21 protein-coding genes and 4 pseudogenes are annotated in these 20,050 nt (G+C 34.6%); 6 read left to right on the forward strand and 19 right to left on the reverse strand.

The features are described from left to right. Positions 1-159 precede the first annotated feature (159 nt). The 3 genes from D9782_RS15935 to D9782_RS23000 are packed head-to-tail and all read right to left on the reverse strand — an operon-like array spanning position 160 to position 2,481. Positions 160-1,830, reverse strand: coding sequence for a cbb3-type cytochrome c oxidase subunit I (locus D9782_RS15935; protein WP_121605171.1), 1,671 nt, complete (start codon positions 1,828-1,830; stop codon positions 160-162). A gap of 15 nt (positions 1,831-1,845) precedes the next feature. Further along, entirely contained in the window at positions 1,846-2,313 is a 468-nt protein-coding gene (locus D9782_RS15940; RefSeq protein WP_026682736.1) for a cytochrome c oxidase subunit II, read from the reverse strand. 15 nt (positions 2,314-2,328) lie between these two features. Next, complete coding sequence (locus D9782_RS23000) at positions 2,329-2,481, reverse strand: hypothetical protein (RefSeq protein ID WP_161629290.1); 153 nt, start codon at positions 2,479-2,481, stop codon at positions 2,329-2,331. Positions 2,482-2,876: 395 nt separating this feature from the next. Here D9782_RS23000 and resA point away from each other — a divergent pair, with 395 nt between their 5' ends. From resA to D9782_RS15955, 3 genes are all read left to right on the forward strand, one after another. Continuing rightward, on the forward strand, positions 2,877-3,452 hold the full coding sequence (gene resA / locus D9782_RS15945; RefSeq protein ID WP_121605172.1) for a thiol-disulfide oxidoreductase ResA: 576 nt from the start codon (positions 2,877-2,879) through the stop codon (positions 3,450-3,452). Between the two features lie 29 nt (positions 3,453-3,481). Then, the gene (locus tag D9782_RS15950; protein WP_121605173.1) at positions 3,482-4,186 is read left to right on the forward strand and encodes a cytochrome c biogenesis CcdA family protein; all 705 of its coding nucleotides are present in this window, start codon (positions 3,482-3,484) and stop codon (positions 4,184-4,186) included. Positions 4,187-4,299: 113 nt separating this feature from the next. Beyond that, a complete protein-coding gene (locus tag D9782_RS15955; protein WP_121605174.1) occupies positions 4,300-4,821 on the forward strand; it encodes a CueP family metal-binding protein in 522 nt (173 codons plus the stop codon). A 233-nt stretch (positions 4,822-5,054) separates the two neighbouring features. On the opposite strand, the gene D9782_RS15960 is transcribed toward D9782_RS15955, so the two are convergent. The 13 genes and pseudogenes from D9782_RS15960 to D9782_RS16010 form a co-directional block, all read right to left on the reverse strand. Then, on the reverse strand, positions 5,055-5,711 hold the full coding sequence (locus D9782_RS15960; protein WP_121605175.1) for an acetyltransferase: 657 nt from the start codon (positions 5,709-5,711) through the stop codon (positions 5,055-5,057). A gap of 203 nt (positions 5,712-5,914) precedes the next feature. Next, complete coding sequence (locus D9782_RS15965; RefSeq protein WP_121605176.1) at positions 5,915-6,388, reverse strand: 2-thiouracil desulfurase family protein; 474 nt, start codon at positions 6,386-6,388, stop codon at positions 5,915-5,917. Between the two features lie 239 nt (positions 6,389-6,627). After that, positions 6,628-6,918, reverse strand: a complete 291-nt coding sequence (locus tag D9782_RS15970; RefSeq protein WP_026679618.1) for a MazG-like family protein — start codon at positions 6,916-6,918, stop codon at positions 6,628-6,630. A 414-nt stretch (positions 6,919-7,332) separates the two neighbouring features. Continuing rightward, positions 7,333-8,615 (reverse strand): annotated as a pseudogene (locus D9782_RS15975) (IS110 family transposase). Between the two features lie 461 nt (positions 8,616-9,076). Further along, positions 9,077-10,360, reverse strand: coding sequence for a histidine--tRNA ligase (locus D9782_RS15980; RefSeq protein WP_121605177.1), 1,284 nt, complete (start codon positions 10,358-10,360; stop codon positions 9,077-9,079). 588 nt (positions 10,361-10,948) lie between these two features. After that, positions 10,949-11,131, reverse strand: coding sequence for a hypothetical protein (locus D9782_RS23625; RefSeq protein WP_240455748.1), 183 nt, complete (start codon positions 11,129-11,131; stop codon positions 10,949-10,951). Positions 11,132-11,511: 380 nt separating this feature from the next. After that, positions 11,512-11,895, reverse strand: coding sequence for a PH domain-containing protein (locus D9782_RS15990; RefSeq protein WP_121605178.1), 384 nt, complete (start codon positions 11,893-11,895; stop codon positions 11,512-11,514). Positions 11,896-11,955: 60 nt separating this feature from the next. Continuing rightward, entirely contained in the window at positions 11,956-13,020 is a 1,065-nt protein-coding gene (locus D9782_RS15995; RefSeq protein ID WP_162986410.1) for a serine hydrolase, read from the reverse strand. Positions 13,021-13,658: 638 nt separating this feature from the next. Then, positions 13,659-14,009: a DUF2200 domain-containing protein gene (locus tag D9782_RS16000; RefSeq protein ID WP_026680525.1), complete on the reverse strand. Its 351-nt coding sequence runs from the start codon at positions 14,007-14,009 to the stop codon at positions 13,659-13,661. A gap of 157 nt (positions 14,010-14,166) precedes the next feature. Continuing rightward, positions 14,167-14,334, reverse strand: coding sequence for a hypothetical protein (locus D9782_RS23005; RefSeq protein ID WP_161629265.1), 168 nt, complete (start codon positions 14,332-14,334; stop codon positions 14,167-14,169). Positions 14,335-14,409: 75 nt separating this feature from the next. Continuing rightward, entirely contained in the window at positions 14,410-14,577 is a 168-nt protein-coding gene (locus D9782_RS23010; RefSeq protein ID WP_162986411.1) for a hypothetical protein, read from the reverse strand. Continuing rightward, entirely contained in the window at positions 14,577-14,747 is a 171-nt protein-coding gene (locus D9782_RS23015) for a hypothetical protein (RefSeq protein WP_162986412.1), read from the reverse strand. The genes D9782_RS23010 and D9782_RS23015 overlap by 1 nt, the downstream gene beginning before the upstream one ends. Before the next feature lie 715 nt (positions 14,748-15,462). After that, positions 15,463-15,642, reverse strand: a complete 180-nt coding sequence (locus D9782_RS16010; RefSeq protein ID WP_121605181.1) for a hypothetical protein — start codon at positions 15,640-15,642, stop codon at positions 15,463-15,465. Positions 15,643-15,872: 230 nt separating this feature from the next. Between D9782_RS16010 and D9782_RS23020 the strand changes: the two genes are divergently transcribed. Beyond that, positions 15,873-16,034 carry a hypothetical protein gene (locus D9782_RS23020; protein ID WP_162986413.1) on the forward strand — a complete coding sequence of 54 codons (162 nt, stop codon included), beginning with the start codon at positions 15,873-15,875 and terminating at the stop codon, positions 16,032-16,034. A 17-nt stretch (positions 16,035-16,051) separates the two neighbouring features. Here D9782_RS23020 and D9782_RS16015 read toward each other — a convergent pair. Continuing rightward, positions 16,052-16,335: pseudogene (locus D9782_RS16015) on the reverse strand (Tn3 family transposase); the annotation flags it as partial. A gap of 179 nt (positions 16,336-16,514) precedes the next feature. Between D9782_RS16015 and D9782_RS23985 the strand changes: the two are divergent. Beyond that, positions 16,515-16,709: pseudogene (locus tag D9782_RS23985) on the forward strand (transposase); the annotation flags it as partial. A gap of 51 nt (positions 16,710-16,760) precedes the next feature. On the opposite strand, the gene D9782_RS16025 reads toward D9782_RS23985, so the two are convergent. Together D9782_RS16025 and tnpB are read right to left on the reverse strand one after the other, a co-directional pair. After that, positions 16,761-18,332: an IS66 family transposase gene (locus D9782_RS16025; RefSeq protein ID WP_371414015.1), complete on the reverse strand. Its 1,572-nt coding sequence runs from the start codon at positions 18,330-18,332 to the stop codon at positions 16,761-16,763. 44 nt (positions 18,333-18,376) lie between these two features. Next, a complete protein-coding gene (gene tnpB, locus D9782_RS16030; protein ID WP_162986414.1) occupies positions 18,377-18,904 on the reverse strand; it encodes an IS66 family insertion sequence element accessory protein TnpB in 528 nt (175 codons plus the stop codon). 88 nt (positions 18,905-18,992) lie between these two features. On the opposite strand from tnpB, the pseudogene D9782_RS23630 reads away from it, so the two are divergent. Beyond that, positions 18,993-19,863, forward strand: a pseudogene (locus D9782_RS23630) (IS3 family transposase); the annotation flags it as partial. Positions 19,864-20,050 lie beyond the last annotated feature (187 nt).

The following is a 20,050-nucleotide window of genomic DNA, read 5'->3' on the forward strand; positions in this document are numbered from 1 at the left end:
TCAGGCAGCGATATATCGTACGACAAAAGCGCTCTTCTTTTTCAAGGAGTCTATGTATATTTCCGGAGACAGAGTAGTTAGTTGTTCATCATTCGAATTAACCGTTTCAGTTACACCCCATCTCTTTTTCTCAAGCGACATATAATTATGTTTAATTTTCTACCAAGTTCTAAATGGAGGAGAGCCTGGAACATTTAATATATCTGTAAGTGGCATAACATATCCCATGGCTACTATTAGAATAAGTAGTATAATGATCGTTCCCCATCTTTCCGTCCATTTTGGAGTTGATAGTACGTCTGCTTCTGGTTCTCCAATTGGAAATTCTGTGTTTCCTTTTGGCGCAAAGAACATAAGATTAACTACGATATAAACCATAAGTACAACCCCAACAATTAAGAAGGTTCCTCCAACTGCAAGGAAAATTAAGTAAGGATCCCAGCTTAAGGCTGTAGCGTTATCTCCATAAGTTGTATAAGAAGTTCTTCGAGGCGATCCTAAAAGACCAACTAAATGCATTGCTCCTGACATAAATGTCATACCAATAGTCCAGATAATGGTTTGAATGATACCTAGTTTGTTTATTTTTGGTGTTAATTTTCTCTTTGATAGATATGGAATTAACCAATATGTAATACCGAAGAAGGTTAATGCTACCGTAACACCAAGAGTTAAATGGAAGTGTCCAACTATCCAAAGTGAATTATGAACTACTTGATTTAGTTGATTATTTGTTTGTGCAATACCACCAGCACCGGCAGGGATAAATGCAACCATTGCAATAAATGGTGCAAGGAAACGCACATCTCCCCACGGTAATTTTTTGAACCAGTCTAATAGACCCTTAGCACCTTTTCTTCTACCTGCACGTTCAAACACAGCAAACATAGCAAATGCAGTCATCATAGATGGGAACCCAATGGATAAACTCATAAATACATGGATGAATTTCCAGCCTTCTGTAATACCAGGGTCAACAATTTGATGATGGAATCCTCCAGGAATATTGAGTATAACTAATAAAATAACTACTAAACGTGTGATAGCATCACTAAATAGTTTTCCACCAATAATCTTTGGTACAGCGACATACCATGCAGAAATCGCAGTTAAATACCAAATATTAACTAGAGTATGGCCGAAACTCCAAAATAATGTACGACTAAGCATAACATTGATGGTTTCCGTCCACCCTAGTGACCATGGAATTAACATTAACACTTCTATGGTAACACCGATACTTCCCAAGACTAATAAAACGAATACACCAGTTGCAAAGAATGATAACAAAGGAATATGCTGTCCTTTATGATTTCTTCTCCAATTTGCTACATTGATAAACACGCCAAATGCTGCTATCCAAATTCCCACAACAAGAAAAACTAGGCCAATGTAAAATAGAGGAGTTGCTTGCATTGGTGGGTAGAAAGTATACATAACTGATGCATTACCCATGGCAACAGTAGTTGCAACAAACACAACACCAATTACCAATAATCCAAATGCTGTCCAACCAAATTTTCTAACCTTTGGAAGTAATCCTCCCATTGTATGGGAAATTCCAGCATAGAAATACCCAATTACAAAAGTGGTGGTAAATACAAGAACTAATAAGATTCCATGCGTTGTTAGTGTTTGATAATAGTCAAACCATGTTGGCAATTCCATTAGACCTGCACGGTTTAATCCTTGAAAAAGACCTAAAAATCCACCTATTAATAACGCAATAAATGAAACAGTAAAATAGGTTAATGATAATCGTGCATCTTTAGGATTAACTCCTAGAGCCTGTTGCATCTTTCCAAATGGTTTTTCTTTAACTAACTCCATTTATTTCTCCTCCCTTTATTTAACGGTGATAGTTGTCGACATCATTTGGTGACCGACACCGCAGTACTCATTACATAAAACGAGATATTCACCTGGTTTGTCAAAGGTTTGTGAAATTTTTTGTATGTGTCCAGGAGTTACCATAGCATTAATATTGGTACCAGCCACTTGAAAGCCATGTACTACATCTCTAGAAGTCATTGTAAAATGAACGGTTGACCCTACTGGGACTTCAATTTCATTTGGTGTAAAACTAAAGGCTTGTAATATCATAACTACCTCATATTCGTTTTCGCCAATCTCAAATATCCCAGGATTATCAAATGGTGTAGTTTGATCTACTTTTTGAGGATCAATGGTTTCCATTCCACTTGGCGGTGCCATTCCTTGAGCAAATGCCTGATATCCTGTTATCACCATAGAAAGAGCAATAATTCCAATTCCAATAATTAACCAAATTTCTTCAGCACGATGTAATTTCATACAAATACCCCCCTATTAAATTCTCACCATATACAAAACCCATAATAGTAGAATAAAAGCTATAATGGTTCCTCCAACAAATACAATTGAGGAAAATAATGTCCCTTTTAGAGAATACTTTTTATTATCCTTTTCTTTTGCAATAACATTTTTATTATTCGTTTCCATTACTTACCCCTCCCTTATGTTTTTTCTTACTTACATTCTAAATTTTGCACTACTTAACATAAGTGAACTACATCACACTTCAAATGTGATTTAAAGCAAAGCTTATAGATTACGTGACAATAGTTTGAACACCCAGGTTTGAATAATTAGTGATAATAAGGTTAGTGACTATTTTTTAAAAGGTTAATGGGCACAAGCAAGCAGATCCTTCAGCTTACCTACTTCAATCCGATGGTGGATAAACGCCCCCCAACTGCTTGAGGTTCCACTTCATATGAAAAAATACATTCGTTCATAAACTATACAAAGCATCTACATAATTTCTGCAAATTTTTATCTTAGAATAACAGTACGTGTCTTTTAGATTGAAATTAATTATTGTAGGGAGGGTATATATGAGCTTGGAGGAGGCTAAAAAGAAAAAGAAGAACAAAAAAAGAAATCGCTTCATTTTTCGAACAGCTATTCTAGCTGTATTAATAGGTGCTATTGTATTTGCATTAATTTCTAACATACAAGCAGATAACAGCGTTTATCTGATCGGTGATGATGCACCCGACTTTAAATTAAAACAAATAAATAAGAATAATAAAGAAGAAATGATTCAACTTAGTGATTTTGAAGGAAAAGGTGTCATGTTAAACTTTTGGGGAACCTGGTGTAAACCCTGTGAAGAAGAAATGCCTTACATGCAAGCACTTTATCCCAAATATAAAGATAAAGGAATTGAAATTATCGCCGTTAGTTTAGATAATACAGAATTAGCTGTTGACAGTTTTATTGATAAATATGATTTAACGTTTCCGATTCCTCATGATAAAACAGGAGAAGTAATGGATCTATATAAAGTAGGACCTATTCCAAGTAGCTTTTTTATAAACCCTGATGGAAAGATAGAAAGAATAATAAATGGTGCGTTGACATTAGAAAAACTTGATGGATATTTACAAGAAATACTTCCTCAGCAATAAGTCTCTAAACAAAAGGGGGATAAGTAGTTTTGAACGAAATAAATATATTCCTAGCTTTTGGTGCAGGGTTTCTCTCTTTTATTTCACCTTGTGTATTACCACTTTACCCAGCATTTTTATCATATATTACTGGGATGAGCGTAAGTGAAATAAAAGAAGAAAATAAAAAAATAAATAAAAAAGCCCTCTTACATACCATTCTGTTTTTACTAGGATTCTCAAGTATTTTTATAATGATTGGTTTTACCACATCATATATATCCGAATTTTTGTTGACATACCAGGATATCATTAGACAAATTGGTGCCGTTTTAATTATTTTCTTTGGACTAGTGATTGTAGGTATATTTAATTTTAAATTTCTCATGAAGGATAAAAAAATCTCATTCAAAAATCGTCCAGGAGGTTATTTTGGGTCCTATCTTATAGGAATGGCATTCTCTTTAGGCTGGACACCGTGTACTGGTCCCATATTAGCTATCGTATTATCATTAGCTGCAACTAATCCTGATGTTGGTATGGTAATGATGATTAGTTATGTATCAGGTTTCTCCATTCCATTTCTTTTGTTGGCATTCTTTGTTGGTAAAATAAAGTGGATTAAAAAACACAATCAAAAATTAATACAAATTGGCGGATACATTATGATTTTTATGGGAGTTGCACTATTCTTTGATTGGATGACCAAATTAACCTCCTTTTTAGCCGGATGGTTTGGTTTTACTGGTTTTTAAAAGGCGGACAAATTGATATGTGCCTTTCTTATCTATTACATATCGTTTGTCTACATATGGTAAAATACTATCAAATTACATTTTATACTATTAAAATAGGAGTTGAATGATATATGAAAAAAGGCATTCTTGCAATGATTGGCTTCGTACTTATCTTCATCGTAGTAGCCTGTGATAACAGTGCTTCGAATGAAAAAGAAGGAAAAGATGTAAAAGAAATGGTACATAATTATAGTGTTGGTAGTACCGATGATGTGTCTGCATCCATTACTTCCGAAGAGCTTATTGTTACGGATAGTGGTAATAAAGAGACGACTTATAATCTTCCAGAAGATGAATTTTTCGTTTCCATTGCACCGTTTATTAATACCACACACCCTTGTACCAACCATAGTCTAACCGGATGTCAAGGAGAGTTGGTGGAAAAAGAATTTGATGTGTATATTCAAGATGAAGAAGGTAATGTGGTTGTTGATGAAACCATGACATCATTAAAAAATGGGTTTATTGATTTATGGTTACCAAGAGATAAAACATTTCAAGTTAAAATGGAATATGATGGAAAAACAACAGAATCAGAAATTTCCACCTTTGAAGGCGACAACACGTGTATAACAACAATGCAGTTGTCTTAGCATTATTTTTTCGTATTACTAAAAAACAAACCATTTGTCTAACAGCTTAAAAAACAGTGTAAGTATGAAGCATATGTATGCTTACTTACACTGTTTTAACATACCTACTACAAAAGAGAGGCGATGAGTAAATATTCTCTTTCTTAAGGTAATAGGGATAAACAACTTTTTATGTTCACTGCCTATTCGATATATCAGAGATGAAATGAATTGTTTATATGCTAAAGATATTTTTATAGATATTTATCAAATTCTTTTCTTACCTTAACAGCTTTAGCAGGAGTTCCATAAGCTACCTTATAATCTTCAATATCATCCAATACAGTCGATCCTGCTCCTATCACAGTATGTTGACCGATTGTTACAGCATGGATAACATTAGCTCCCATTGCTACGGTTGATCCAACTCCTACTAATACATTACCCCCTAAGGTTGCGCTTGGAGAAATGGATACATAATCTCCTATCTCACAATCATGAGCTATTGAACTTTTAGTATTTACAATACAATGTTCTCCAATCTGAGCGTCACTATTAATAATAGCTCCCGCCATTACAACAGTTCCTTCACCTATAGTAACACCTCTAGCTATAGAGGTATAAGGATGTATGACTACTGTAAACTTAAAAAATGGGTTTATTTCTTTAACTCTTTTTACAGCTTGTTTTCTTTTCCAGTTATCACCTATTCCAACGATTCCTGTATCTATGCTATTTCGCTTTACATATTCTTCATCACCTAATACTTCATAACCATATATCCTCTCACCTGGTTGTCGCTGGTTATCTATTATTCCTTTAATCTTCCTATTAGCTTTTTCTAAAGCATCAATAATTAGCTTTGCATGACCACCTGAACTTCCTGAACAAATGATAACTATCTCTTCCAATGTAAACACCTACCTCAGGATATCTAAATTTGCTTGGTTTTACTTAGAGACAACCTGTTAATTAACGTTTTCGATGTGTTCCGGCATCAGCATTCCTGTACAGTAACATAATAGAAATTTACCTTCATGGCAATTTACAATACCAATTTAGAACACTTTACTCCTTATTGGTGTTATGCGCTCGTTAATTGAAGAAGCATTCGCTATATTATCTCATCATAATACTCGGCAAGCTGTTCTTCTGAGATTACTCGTAAGCCATTTCTTTTTAGTAAGGCAGTAGTAACTCCATTTCCAGTGATTTTCTCCCCCATAAATTCACCATTATAAATCATGGAATTTCCACAGGAAGGACTATACTCCTTAAGAACAACCACTGTTGCATTAACAGCCTTAGCTTTTTTTAAAGTCGAGTAGGCTCCTTTTATGTATAGTTCTGTAACATCTCTACCTGATTTCTCGACTACTTTAGCTTTCCCATCCAATACATCTTCCCCATTACCACCTATTATTTCAGCAGGTTCTCTAGGGGTTGATAAACCACCAAGCAATTCCGGGCATACAGGTATTGCCTTATTCTCTTCTATTAATTTACTAAGCTTGTGATCTAAACTATGCGTATATCTTACCTTTAGTCCTAACAAGAACTCACTAATATCATTTACTAACTCCTCCATTTAATAGTATGACCTTGTACACCTATCTTCTTGTTAATTGAGAAGCTTCGATTTATTTACTGCTAATTTCTCCGTATTTAACTAATGTGGCTCTTATAATGGTTAACAATAATAGAAGCACGGTTGCAAATTAGCTTATTATTCTTTAACTAAAGCTACATTTAGTTGGAGAAGTATTTAAATATTTATGAATTATTTGTTTTAGATTACAGGTTTAATTCAATACATCTCTTTGTTCTTTACATTTTACTCTGCCATTTGGCTATTTTTCTTGTTATAAATTCTTGTAATTCATCTTCACTTTCAGCTACTTTATAAAACAAAGCTAAAGATACAAGAATGACATCTATACATTCTTCTTTTACATCATCAATACCTAATTGTTTATACTCACTTCCATTGGCTTTTAAATAAGATAATACTGCTTGCGAGGTTTCTCCAGCCTCTTCTGATAATTTTAATGCCATTTGCTCAATTGTTTTTGGTTCTTTCTCACTTAATAGCTTAACCTGCTTCAATAATTTCTCCATCGTCGTATATAACCTCCCTCTATATACTTTAATTATCTTCAAAATACTCTTGTTTTCTTAGAATTAATCAAGCACCATTTCATTGAATGTATTGATGGATAAAGCGTTTAATCAGAGTACAGAATATTCTAACCGGGTTTTATCCATCCTAACAGCCAAATTGTGTACATTTGGTTGAAAAGGGATATAACCATGCCCTCATTCTCCACACCGCTTATGGTAGCTCACCCTCCCATGTATCACGGGATTTTAATCCATACATTCCTTCGTCCTGCGTATCCACAAGGTGGAGGTCGGAAAAAGCTCCTATGCTGGGTCTGGTGCCCGAATGGAATAAATAATCTCCGACTCTGCATTATTGGTGTTTGTTCATTCCAAAACTTAGATGCATTTTTTCAACTACTTTGAAATAGCTTAAACTGCCTGCAATTCTTTCATTTGAGTTAAACCTTGTAATAGCTTGCTACCTTCAAATTCACATTGTTTTCTGCCAATCACAAACAGTACACGTAGTAATTTGCCGCACATTGCAATCAATGACTGTTGTTTCTTCAACGGGTTGACGGATCGGGTCGTGTAATATCTGTGCAGGGTCTTGAACGTCGAGTTACTGGCTACTAATGGCCTAACGGCCAGATATAAAGCTTTTCTCAGCTTTTTCCGCCCTCGTTTTGTTATCCTTGTTTGTCCCTTGAACTTCCCTGAACTATGCTCTCGTAACGACAAGCCTGCCATATTGACCAGCTGTTGTGGATGGTCATATTTTTTGAGGTCTCCGACCTCAGAGAGAAAGGTGGCTATGGTGATTGGCCCCAGCCCTTTAATATTCATCATTTCCTGGGCGCCTGGAATGTCTTTCATGAGATCTGTAATTTCCATGTCCAGTTCGGTTAATTGGCTCTGATAGAGCTCGTATTGGTCTAAGAGACTGTGTATTTCTTTTCTCGCGAAACGCAATCCAACTTCAATGCCGACACTCTTCCTTGCCTTCTCAATGAACTGAGTTGCACGCTTGATTCCGACGCCTCGCTTAATTGTCGTTTTCCATTGTCTAATACTTCCTCCGGAGTCACGCCTCGGAGGTCGGATGGAAACGGAAAGTTACGTAAGCTGAATAAAGCTGTCTTGCCTTCCCAGTCTTTGAATACATCATTAAACTCTGGGAAATATCGCTGAATATGGTTTTGAATGCGTCCTTCAATGATAATCAGCTGTTTGACGAGTTGATCTCGTAATTTGATCCCTTCCCGCAGTTCGGCATAAATGCCATCGAGAAGATTTGGTACGGAGTATCGTCCGTCTTTTATCAGCTGTGCAATGACACGCGCATCCTTGGTGTCATTTTTCGTTGGTGAGTTATCATCGAGTTCTTTGGACTTTTTCACGTGCATAGGGTTTACCAGCACAAAGTTAATATCTTTTGCTTTCAGATAATAAGCAAGGCTCAGCCAAAAGTGTCCTGTTGGCTCTGCACCGATGATTAATTCACTTTTACGGTGTTCTTTTTGAAGTCTGGAGACCCAGTTTAAAAGCTGTTCAAAGCCATGAACGCGATTGTCGAAGATCAGTCGTTTTCCAAATTCAAACCCTCGGTCATCCTGCGCACGTGCCACGTGTTTGTTTTTAGCGATGTCGATTCCCACAATTAATGTTTCTGGTGTGATTTGCGATAGTTTGTGATTTTGATTATAATTCATAGTGGGTCCTCTCCTTGGTATTTATTAATTTCGGTGTCAATGCGCATTGACACCCTGTACTATACCAAGGGGGCTCTTTTTTGTTCAACCCTCAAATTTCTTCATTACAGGAATGCTCCTATTATTTTTATCATCGTATTGTAATTCGAATTTTTCTTTTGGATCTTCCTATTTTATGTCTTAGCTTCGTCAAGACGAAAAACTTTAAAATTAACCTCTATTTTATATAATAACAATAATTTTTAACATTTGTATTCTTATACAAAAAATAATGCCCTATTACTTTAAGTACTATATTTCACACTCTCCTATATATCGGAGAGTGGTTCATCTATATATACTTTTACATATACCGAATACCGTTCATCCCTCTTGCAGAATACGCAAATTCAAGATCAGTTTAAAAAAGATGAATACTTCTTTATTGCCTACTTTCATTACATTAGTAAATTTGTTCCAAGTCAACTAAACTGAAATGACTCCATTCTTTCATCACCAGAAAACATATCTTTAATTTTGAACTGATTATTATTGACTTCATATTTACCAATAATTATAACATTGCGAACCTTTTCTTTATTTGCCTTTTCAAGAGCTTTTCCTATTTTTTTATTACTCATTTCATAATCCACTTTATAACCTTTCTTTCTTAGATCATTTGCTACCAATAAGGCTTCTTTTTGCGTACCTAAAGGAATTATATAATAATCTATATCAGGATTTTCTTTTAATTCGGTCTCAGATGTACGCATAGCCGTATAAATTACATCTAAGCCGAATGATATTCCTACAGTTGAATACGTTTCGTTTGTACCTATTAACCCACCAATTGCGTTATCATATCTTCCACCACTTCCGATACTTGACTTAATAGATTGGTCGGATAAGAACACTTCATAAATAGTACCTGTGTATATCTCTAATCCCCTTGCTAAGAATGGATTAAATACACATTGTTTATTAATATTTAGAAATTCCAAATAAGATTCTAACTCTTTTAATTCAGTTAAACCTTGTCTTACTTGTTCGTTTTGTTTAGAAAATGATTCAAAGTAGCTTAAACTTGTATTTCTTTCATCAGTCAAAAACTGTTTAATTGAGATAATCGTTGCCTTTGGTAATCCTTGATTATTAAGCTCAGAAAGAACAGCTTTTAACCCGACTTTTTCAAGTTTATCTAAAATTAAAATGACTTTATTGACCTTTTCCAATTCAGTACCAAATACACCAAGCATTCCGGTTAGTAATTTTCGATTATTATATTGAATCGTTACCTTTAAATCAAGCTTACTAAATGCATCCAATGCCAAGATCATTAATTCAGCTTCTGCTAATTGCGAGTCTACTCCTACAATATCAACATCGCATTGTGTAAATTCTCGAAACCTTCCTGTTTTTATTGGTCCATCTCTAAATACTTTACCCATTTCATAGCGCTTAAAAGGCATCTTCAGTGTTGGATTCATAGCTATTACTTTAGCAAAGGGAATGGTAAGGTCATATCGCAAAGCTAAATCTCTTTTACCTCTATCAGTTAATGTGTACATTTCTTCTACGATTTCCGCACCACCCCCATATTTAGAAGCTAGTAATTCCAGATAATTTAATATCGGTGTTTCCAGTGGTTTACATCCGTATTGGATAAATACATCTTCTAATGTTCTTCTAATCTCTCTTCTTAGTACTTCAACATCCGGTAAGTAATCTTGTGTACCTTTTACATTTTGATAATCCATTTTTTTCATTTGCTTTACCTCCAAATTTTTTAAAAAAGAACAAAAGCGCAAACGCCCGAATAGAAACGTAGCGACTGAAGCGAATTACCTAAGATTAATGAATTACGGTGTGCTTGGGAGACGATGACAACTTATTGTAGAGCGATTCGTGAAGTCGCCTAATTTCTGGGGGAAAGCTGGACACCGCTCAACACGTCCATATTTATCACATAGACAAATTTTATAATTTCCTAGACTAAATAAAAACCGCACCTGATTAACGTTTGGAACTTAATCAAATACGGTTTAATGATAAATAGCCTTCCTATTTGCGATTATTATAAATCAGATAGCAAGGCTACTAGATATGATGATGTAGTTGTGAAAACAAGATAATAATCTTTTTAACTGACGCCATAATACGCACCCCTAAATTTCATTAAACATATCATACTACAGTGGATTTTTCAATTACTTTTTCCAGATCCTTCTAACACTTAGAATCAACGATAATCAATCTGACGATGCTTCTTCCAGTTGCCTCTTTTAATGAAAAATAGCGCTAATTCCTATTACGGATAAACGCTCGATTGTTTTACAGACTGACAGCATAATTTATCACTTTAATAGTCGTAACAGTTGCAAGCCATCAGATGGATGACCATAATATGCTCCCATCCAACGTGGATAAGTAACGGGAGTAATTGTAGCAATGAATTGAAAAAAGTTACATATTGATGTCCACCATAGTAATGCGTGTAAATCATTTTGCTGTATCCACATCGCTATTAATCCACTCAAAAACACAAGTAATAAAGACATTATTGGTCTGCCAGCTAGAGCTGCAACATGTTGTTGCTTCTTTAAGTTTGCTTCCCAATAAACAAAACCTATATAGGACCAATATATATGAAAATAGTCTTCCCCATTTGAAATTTTCTTTATTCTCTTTATTTCAATTTCCTAAGTAAACATGTGCATGAGACTTTGAAGTAGCTATAACACCGATTCCATGTCCCACCTCATGTAATAAGACACAGATTGGGATAACCAAAATATAGAAAATTAAAAGTAATAACAACTATCCTATCTCTCTTTATCAAGTTCTCTTTTAGTCAATTAGAGCTTTTGAAGTGTTTCACCAATCATCATTTTTAAATTGAGCTTGAAACAACGTTTTTTTAATTCGGATAGAAATAAGGATTTGGATTTGGAGAAATTTTTACTGCGCCAAATCTTTTATTATAAGTTATTTCTATGCCATCTTTAGAAGTAAGGATTCGATAACCAGCCAATAGGTCTAATGTTTTAAACTGAAATGACTCTACTTTAGAAATTTTATCAAAGTGGATACGACTGCGAAATATTCCTCCTCGTAGATACAAAAAATCATCATAAAACGTATACTTGATATCGTAGGAAGTCCAAAGTAATACACCTACTGTTGTTATTAAAAGAAATGCCCATAAAAGTACGCTTAGAACGTTGAGGCTATTGAAAGAGGAAATAAAGGGTATAGATATAAAAACAATTATCAAGATAGCAGAAACCAATATGATGGTCATATAAGATTAACCTTTTTTAACTTTAAATTCCATTTTAAAAAAACTCCTCAATAAATGCGGTTATGCCATTTCCTTTACCTTTTTTCTAAACTCCGTATCTGTGGCAACACTGATTACAAAATCATTAAATATAGTTCTTATCCAATATAAATCTCCCCCCTTATCATCCTCAATAAATAGGGAAACGGATATTGTCGTATCCTGTGATTCTTTATATAAGGCAGAAGTTAGAACGTATGGTGTAGCTCCCCCCTTATACCAAAAATAGTCATCCTTGTCACTTTTTACACTTTTACCTATTACTATTTCACTAAATAACTTTTTTTCCTTTTTGGTTAAGAGTTCCTTTCCTAATCTTAACATTAGATCAGTATATTGATTTGTCGTTGAATAAGCCATTCTTTTAGTGATTAACAATTGCATTTTGCGATCTAGCATTTTAGGCGTTTTTTCTTTAAGATAATCACTCCTATTCGCTTGCATTTTTACAAATAATTCATTTGCTAATTCGTGATAGGACTGACTACTCATTGCGTCTAACTTATTTAAAGCTGGCTTCCGTTTATCTGATAAATACCCTGGCATAATAATAGGTGATGTTAAATAAGTTATTTTATCGTGATTTAGCTGGAGCACTTCGATACTTTCATTCACAACGTCTACTCCGATTTTATGTATCAAAAAGTCCGTACAGGCATTAGAACTGTATTGCATCATCCCTTTAGCTATTTCTAATAAAGATACTTCCGTAGGATAGTTTATCGAATATTTCCAATTAGGATGAGCACCTCCATCTGTATCTTTAATGTAGAATTTTTCAAGTTCGTTTAATTTAACCTTTTCAGCAATGGATATCTTGTTATTCATTGCACTCTTAACAAAGTTATATGCTATTATTATTTTCATTGTACTCGCTAACGGATACTTTTTATCCGGATTTATAGCTAGAGTATTTCGACCATTTTCTTTAATGGTTAAGGATAGAGAAACTTTATGATTTTTAAAGTAATTTAATAAGTCGTATTTATTCTTCTTCATATTATGCTTATTTACTGCAATTCCTGAAACAACAAAAGCGATAATTAGAGTTAGTAATAGTAATAAACCTATGATTAATAGTTTCATTTTCGACCGCCTTAATATATGATATTGAGGATTCATTTTTATTAGCGAAAGTTTTTTAGGAGAAGGAAATATGATGAAGCCACATTAGAATTTATGGCTGTTGAGAACCAAATGTACCTATAAAACACAAAAATTAAAAAGCCAACCCCTTAAGTTTGCTAATAATAAACGTATTCTCATATCACCTTTGATTCCAAACCACCCTGATATAATTCCTAATATTCCGAATACAAATGGTAAGATCCATAAACCTCAATCCCCATAATGGAGTAAGTGCCAATAATAAACAAACAACGGATAATAAAGAAAAACATTTTTGTATTGGCTTCGATTTACTCTTTATCAAAAAATAGTAACCAGATATGAATACGATTACTAAAATAGTCCAGATCTATGTTCTTTCCTCCGCTCTCTTTTGATAGAGCGTTATTCTCCAGTAAATCAAGCTTTGACTCTTAAGACAGCAATTTTCGGGTAATTGAAAATGATGGAAAAATTATTTATTACTAGTCTTACAGCCAAACATCGGATTACTAGAATCACGATTAGTCAAGGTTTTAAGGTTATAGTAGATTTAACAAAAAACACAGATTCTTTGATGTTTTATAAATGGAAGCATTGTGTCTTCTTTTTAATAATTATTTCCGCAAAATCTTCTCCATCGCTTTTCCTTTTGCTAACTCATCAATCAGTTTATCCAAATAGCGAATCTCCCGCATAATAGGTTCTTCAATATCTTCCACTCGTACACCGCAGATTACACCTTTGATTAACGTCCGTGAAGGATTCAGTTGAGGAGCTTCAGCGAAGAAGGTCTCAAAGTCTGTCTGTTTTTCCAGTTGCGCTTCTAACTCTTTCTGGCTATACCCTGTCAACCAACGGATGATTTCATCGACTTCTGTTTTCGTACGTTCTTTTTTCTCTGCCTTCGTAACATAATGGGGGTAGACACTTGCGACACTCATTGTATAAATTTTATGTTTGGTCATGATATATCTCTCCTTCAGGTATTTTAATGAATATCTTTTCAATTATATCATTCAATAGTTACCGAATACACATTTTAAGGATATCCTGAAATATAGTTGACCTTTCTGTATGTTCAATTATGAAGTATTTCGAGATTTCCACACATTATTCGAATACCTATCTTTTTTTACTTTCGAGTGCATCTATCCTATTTTCAAGGTTTGCAATCTTTTTCTTCACATTTACATCCCGAGTTCTGATCCGTTCTGTAATCCCTTTACTAATTGCCAAAACAGCTATTATTAAGACAATAATACCAGCTGCAAACATCAAAATTATTTCCATAAACTTCTCACCTTTCTTGGATTAATCCTGTTCCATCAACCCAAAAACAGAGCAATCCTTATTTTATCTTCGCAATTACGATTTTTCATTCATACTATAAATCACATAAGCAATAACGCCAATTAAATAGCCGATTACAGTTCCAGAAATCGTTGTAAACAGCAAGTATGGTTCAAAAACGATCCCCATAATCACACCAAGAGCACATCCAAAAATCATTCCTAATGGTATCAAACTATCCATTATATCCTCTCTTTAATGATAGCACCAATGATTAGCATAGCTATTCCTAAATAATTCACAATCAGTCCTGTAATAATTAGATCATATTTTATTTCATTAAAGAATAGACCAACAAGTAATAGACATAAACTTATTAAAAACAAAACTAGACTAATGTTAATGTACTTCATTTCTCCTCCACTTTAATCAGTTTAAAAATCTTATCCAAAAATCTGAATCTTATATATAAAGTACGCTAATCCTTATTAGGCAAAGCTTAAATAGATATTCACCCGAATATATTCGTAATATACACACTACTCATGAATACAATCCAGACTATAATGGGGGTTCCTAAGCTTTTTAAAGCATTATTCCATTTATATGTATCTTTTTTACTCAAAATATAATCAGTTATAAAATATAAAATAGATGCTAATAGGCTGTACCAAAGTAAAACTAAACCAAAAAGTATATGTAATGTTATCGTGAAGAATATGTTTAAATTTTTACTTGTGTAATTTGAAATTAAATTGGATATATAGTCGCTTACTATAGAGGTTACTGTACCGTATAATAAAATAATTGGGAAACTATATATAAGATATACAGGAACAGCTAGTACGAACGCTTGAAGGTATTCAGCGACAGAGCTAATCTCTTCACCAAATGGATGTGGTACAAATAAACCTAAAATTATAGCGAATAAGGAACCCGAAATTGTAGCAGATATAATTTTCCTGCATACCAATTGACTAATTTCGCTTTTAAAACTCAACTAAAATCTCTCCTTTATCTCACATTAGAACAGCCGGACTTCTCAATTAATATTCCTTTATATGCATGGTAAACGTTTTCTTTCGTTGAGAAATACGTCCGTTTCTTTACATGTTTTAACGTTTGGTTTTAATCATTTTCTTTCGGAAGTATCTTATCTGCAATTAAATAACCAATTAAGGCTGCTAGCGCACCAATAAAGATTGATATGAAAGCATTGGTATCAGGAAAGAAGTATTCAGAAATAAAAATGATGATTCCTACAAATAAGCCTGTAAGTAGAGCTCTGTCGATATTTCTTATGTTCATATCATCACCTCGAAAACTATAACGATAACTATAAAATACGTTAACTTATTACGCTTAAAGAGTAAAGGATATGAATTTAAATTCTTTCTCTTGAATCGTGTTTGCTTCCTGTTACAGAAAAGCTTCTCGAAAGCTAAACGTCATCCGCAGATTCCCAAAAATGAAGAATATGTTGTTCAGACGGTGCTGGCTATGGTATCTATTTTTCAAGTTCTTACCTAGTAAAAAGAATGTTTATAGGATTTCCTCACAACAATCCAACCGTTGTTAAAAATAGACAGGCATCTTATTCTGAAAATTTTGCTTTATTACGAGAGAGCAGCTATACAAATCATTGTTCTTTAGATGTTAGGGTAGAACAAACAAAGCGAGAGTTTCGTACGCTAAGTTAATTATCGGCTTCTTTCTGTTAAGTTGTCTGTAGTGGTCGTAGATAGTCTAATGGTCCAATTTCTTTTTTGTTAAATCGGTATTCTTCTAGAAAGTTAATGTGTCCCAATCCTAATGGAGAAATATGTTTTAATAATTCTTCATTAAATTTTTCTTTTTTCTTCAAAGCTTTTATTGCTTCACTTAAATAAACAGTATTCCATACACTAATTGCATAATTAAGAGGTTTAGTGCACTACTTCTTTGAAGTTGATCTTGTAGCACTCTTTCTCGTAATTCACCATGCTTTCCAAAGAAAATAGCTCAAGCATTTGAAATTCATGATAAACAGATTATGAATCTTCTGAACGATCTGTTTCTTAAATTCTTCGGTAAATGTTCAACGGTTTCGTTTAGTCATTTTTAGTCTCCTTAAGCGAGCATAATTTAGTAAAGTCTAACGGACCTTAACGAAACTGTCCAACCAAGTGTAGCCTATCCAAAATGGAAAATCGCGTGCAAATATTGCAAGAGAGTATGATATCACCCCTTTTGCGTTAGATCGTTGGATAAAAAATCACCAGGAAACAGGTTCTTTTGCAGCCAAAGATAATCGATCTGAAGAAGAAAATGAGCTTGCCCGATTACGTAAAGAAAACCAACGATTAATGATGGAAAATGATATTTTAAAGGTAAACGTCAAATAGCCCACACCTATTATTCAGGTCTGAGCTCATGCTATGATTGGTTTACTTCTTACTCGGTATACGACAATATTCGGGTATCGAGTCTGACCAAGGTAGATACTTTTGAATTACCTTATCATCTGTCAGATCCGCATTAGGAAGTTCTTCAAATAAATATTTTAAATACGCATAGGGGTTAAGCTTATTTTCCTTTGACGTTTCCACAACACTATAAATAAGAGCGCTACTTTTTGCACCCTTCGCGGTGTTGCTGAACAGCCAATTCTTCCTCCCAAGAACGAAGGGCTTAATTGCTCTCTCCGCACGGTTATTATCCAACTCTAATCGTCCATCCGAGAGAAAAGCTTCGAGTTTAGGCCACTGAGACTTGCAGTATTTTACGGCCTTCCCCAATGCACTTTTTGGTAACACCTTCGGTGCTTGTACTTTTAACCATTTAGAAAATTCTTCTAAGATGGGAAGACTTAATTTTATCCGTTCATCATAGCGCTCAACGTCATTCAAGTCTTTAAGCTGACGTTCAACTTTATAGAGCTGATCACAAAAATTTAAGCCTTCTTGTGCAGTAAGCCGTGAGGCTTTTGCTGTCTTGGGAAGTGCGGTTAAAGCGTCTTTGAAATTCCGTCGTGCGTGTGCCCAACATCCAACCAACTTCACATTCGGAATTGCGTGGTAACCGGCATACCCATCGACATGTAGATAGCCATTAAATGCTTGTAGAAACTGTTTCGGATGTTTACTGGCACGTGTTTGTTGGTAATCATATAACACCACTGGCTTATGAGCGCTACCTGTTCGAAACATCCACATGTACGAAGTGGACTGACTTTTTCGTCCAGGTTCCGATAAGACTTGAAGCGTCGTTTCATCCGCGTGCAGTATCTCTTGGTTGATCAAATAGTGATACATATGATCAAAAATAATGGATAACCACTTCTCTGCACCATACATGATCCAATTTGCCATTGCCTGTCTAGATAAAGACAACCCAAGGCGTTCCAAGGCTTTTTCTTGCCGATAAAGTGGCATGCTATCTACGTACTTTTGCGACATTAAATACGCCATCGCCGAAGGAGATGCTAAACTGCGTGGATATACAGGGGATGGCGATTTTGCGATTTGAATAGGTGTATTAATTTCATGGCGTTCACAATAACGGCACCCATAAATATACCGCACATGCTTTTTCACTTTAGCCTGTGCAGGGATAATCTCAATTTCTCTGCGCTCTTCCGTGCTCATTTCATGCAATGTTCCATCACAACTAGAACAGACCTGTTCCTCTTCTGACAAACGATACTCGATCGTCTCCGTTGGAAGGTTCTCAAGCTTCTGGTCATGTTGGCCCTTTTTCTTACGAACGTACGTAATTGTTTCCATCGTCGGCTCTTCTATATCTTTATTGGCTGTATCTTCCACTTCATTAAATAGAGAAAGTTGATCCGTATTTTGTTCACTTGAAGCACCAAATTGCCGTTTTTGACTTAGCCTAAATTGTTCCTCATACCATTTTAGCTTTGCTTCAAGTTCTTCTTTTTCAAGTTTAAGTTTCTCCGCGCGTTCTTTATAAAATTGGGTGTCTTTTTCGTTCTTTATCTTTTCCATAAAATCTATTATACGAAAAAGAATCCGCCTTGAATAGAGCGAATTCTTATGTTTTATAAAATGGTTCGTGCTTTAACTTCACGGTGCGCGGATTGTTGAATCGCCAATCCATCCAGTAACCAACGGAGTTGACGCGGGGAGATGGCTTTTGTTTGCTTCGATAATTCGCCAAGCCAAGAAAATTTACCCGTTTCTAGTCGTTTATAATAAAGCCAAAAACCATTATTGTCCCATTGTAGAATTTTTAGTTTATCTCTACTTCGATTACAAAATACAAATAGGGCAGGTGAGAATGGATGTAATACATCAGATAAAAGTTGACGATCAACTTGTGGTTTTACTTCAACTAATAGCTTATCTATCTTGATAACGAGGGATGGACACTCATCGTTATTAATCGATTGACTAATTTCAACCCAATCCGTAGATGAAGGGGTATCTCTTTGTTGATCAAACTTACGTTTCCAGTAATACATTTGATGTGTATTGATATTTTCTTTACGGCACCAAGCAGCTATGCTAAGACGGCTTTCGCGCCATTGATCCATTCTTGACTGCCATTCTAACTGCTTATCTGACATAAAAAGCCTCCTTCGAGAATTAATCTGTAAAGATTATCTCATCAGGAGGCTAGGTTGCATATGTGGGTAATATTTGACGCTTACTTTTAAAGCAAGCAGCGCTGATCATGGGACGAAAATAGATGTGATACGAAATAATGCTCACAGATATTCGGTATCAGCAATGTGTTACGTCCTACAAATTCCGAAAAGCACCTATTATTATTAAGTAGATTTGAGTAATAAGCGTAGAAAGAAAGTAAAAGATAACGATCTTTCTAACGAAATATCCCGTATTTTTAAAGAGAGTCGGAATAATTATGGAACACGTAAAATCAAAAAAGCACTAACCAAGTTAGCTGAGCCAAAACAAGTTTCTCGCCGCCGTATTGGTCAATTTATGCGTGAAATGGGACTTGTTTCAAATTACACTGTGGCGCCATAAATCATCATGTAATGAAGCTCTTATAAAGAATGAACTACAACGTCAATTTAATCAAGATGAACAACTAGCTGTTATTGTTAGTGATTTAACATACGTCCGTGTAGATAAAAAGTGGAATTATGTATGCTTATTTGTCGACTTATTTAATCGTGAGATTATTGGACATAGTGCTGGCACAAAAAAGACAGCGTATCTAGTTTATCAGGCTCTATCAAGCATTCGAGGTGATTTGAACAACTTTAAAATGTTTCATACAGATCGCGAGAAAGAGTTTGATAATAAGCTTATATCAGAAGCTCTCGAAACATTCGGTATCCAGCGATCACTGAGTATGAAGGGATGCCCTTATGATAATGCCGTAGCCGAAGCGATGTTTAAGGTATTTAAAATAGAATTCGCTAACCGAGCTCATTTCACTTCTCTTGAACAAATCGCTCTTGAACTTGATGATTATGTTCATTGGTTTAATAATATTAGAATTCATGGCACACTAGGTTATTTAACACCCGTAGAATTCAAACGACAACCCCTATAATTTTTGTCCAATTTAGTGTTGACATACCAAATTGCAATACAAAACTGATTGCCTGAGTGGGATAAGTTAAAGAAAATACTACTATCCTTAGTCTGATTTATATAGGGTTTTCCATAATAATTTGAGTGAAAAAATGATATATCTCTAGGTTGTACAGCAATATATTTGCTTAATAAGTATCTAAGTA

The sequence above is a fragment of the Virgibacillus sp. Bac332 genome, from assembly GCF_003667785.1.
Classification (GTDB): domain Bacteria; phylum Bacillota; class Bacilli; order Bacillales; family Amphibacillaceae; genus Virgibacillus; species Virgibacillus salarius.

Bases quoted from the DNA above. Each gene is read 5' to 3' on its own strand.
- D9782_RS15980 (WP_121605177.1), bottom strand. From the start codon at position 10,360: ATGAAAAAAATGGATTATCAAAATGTAAAAGGTACACAAGATTACTTA.
- resA (WP_121605172.1), top strand. From the start codon at position 2,877: ATGAGCTTGGAGGAGGCTAAAAAGAAAAAGAAGAACAAAAAAAGAAAT.
- D9782_RS23005 (WP_161629265.1), bottom strand. From the start codon at position 14,334: ATGGAAATAATTTTGATGTTTGCAGCTGGTATTATTGTCTTAATAATA.
- D9782_RS16010 (WP_121605181.1), bottom strand. From the start codon at position 15,642: ATGAACATAAGAAATATCGACAGAGCTCTACTTACAGGCTTATTTGTA.
- D9782_RS15940 (WP_026682736.1), bottom strand. From the start codon at position 2,313: ATGAAATTACATCGTGCTGAAGAAATTTGGTTAATTATTGGAATTGGA.
- D9782_RS15990 (WP_121605178.1), bottom strand. From the start codon at position 11,895: ATGACCATCATATTGGTTTCTGCTATCTTGATAATTGTTTTTATATCT.
- D9782_RS23020 (WP_162986413.1), top strand. From the start codon at position 15,873: ATGTTTATAGGATTTCCTCACAACAATCCAACCGTTGTTAAAAATAGA.
- D9782_RS15995 (WP_162986410.1), bottom strand. From the start codon at position 13,020: ATGAAACTATTAATCATAGGTTTATTACTATTACTAACTCTAATTATC.
- D9782_RS15970 (WP_026679618.1), bottom strand. From the start codon at position 6,918: ATGGAGAAATTATTGAAGCAGGTTAAGCTATTAAGTGAGAAAGAACCA.
- D9782_RS16000 (WP_026680525.1), bottom strand. From the start codon at position 14,009: ATGACCAAACATAAAATTTATACAATGAGTGTCGCAAGTGTCTACCCC.
- D9782_RS23000 (WP_161629290.1), bottom strand. From the start codon at position 2,481: ATGGAAACGAATAATAAAAATGTTATTGCAAAAGAAAAGGATAATAAA.
- tnpB (WP_162986414.1), bottom strand. From the start codon at position 18,904: ATGTCAGATAAGCAGTTAGAATGGCAGTCAAGAATGGATCAATGGCGC.
- D9782_RS23015 (WP_162986412.1), bottom strand. From the start codon at position 14,747: ATGAAGTACATTAACATTAGTCTAGTTTTGTTTTTAATAAGTTTATGT.
- D9782_RS23010 (WP_162986411.1), bottom strand. From the start codon at position 14,577: ATGGATAGTTTGATACCATTAGGAATGATTTTTGGATGTGCTCTTGGT.
- D9782_RS15935 (WP_121605171.1), bottom strand. From the start codon at position 1,830: ATGGAGTTAGTTAAAGAAAAACCATTTGGAAAGATGCAACAGGCTCTA.
- D9782_RS15965 (WP_121605176.1), bottom strand. From the start codon at position 6,388: ATGGAGGAGTTAGTAAATGATATTAGTGAGTTCTTGTTAGGACTAAAG.
- D9782_RS15955 (WP_121605174.1), top strand. From the start codon at position 4,300: ATGAAAAAAGGCATTCTTGCAATGATTGGCTTCGTACTTATCTTCATC.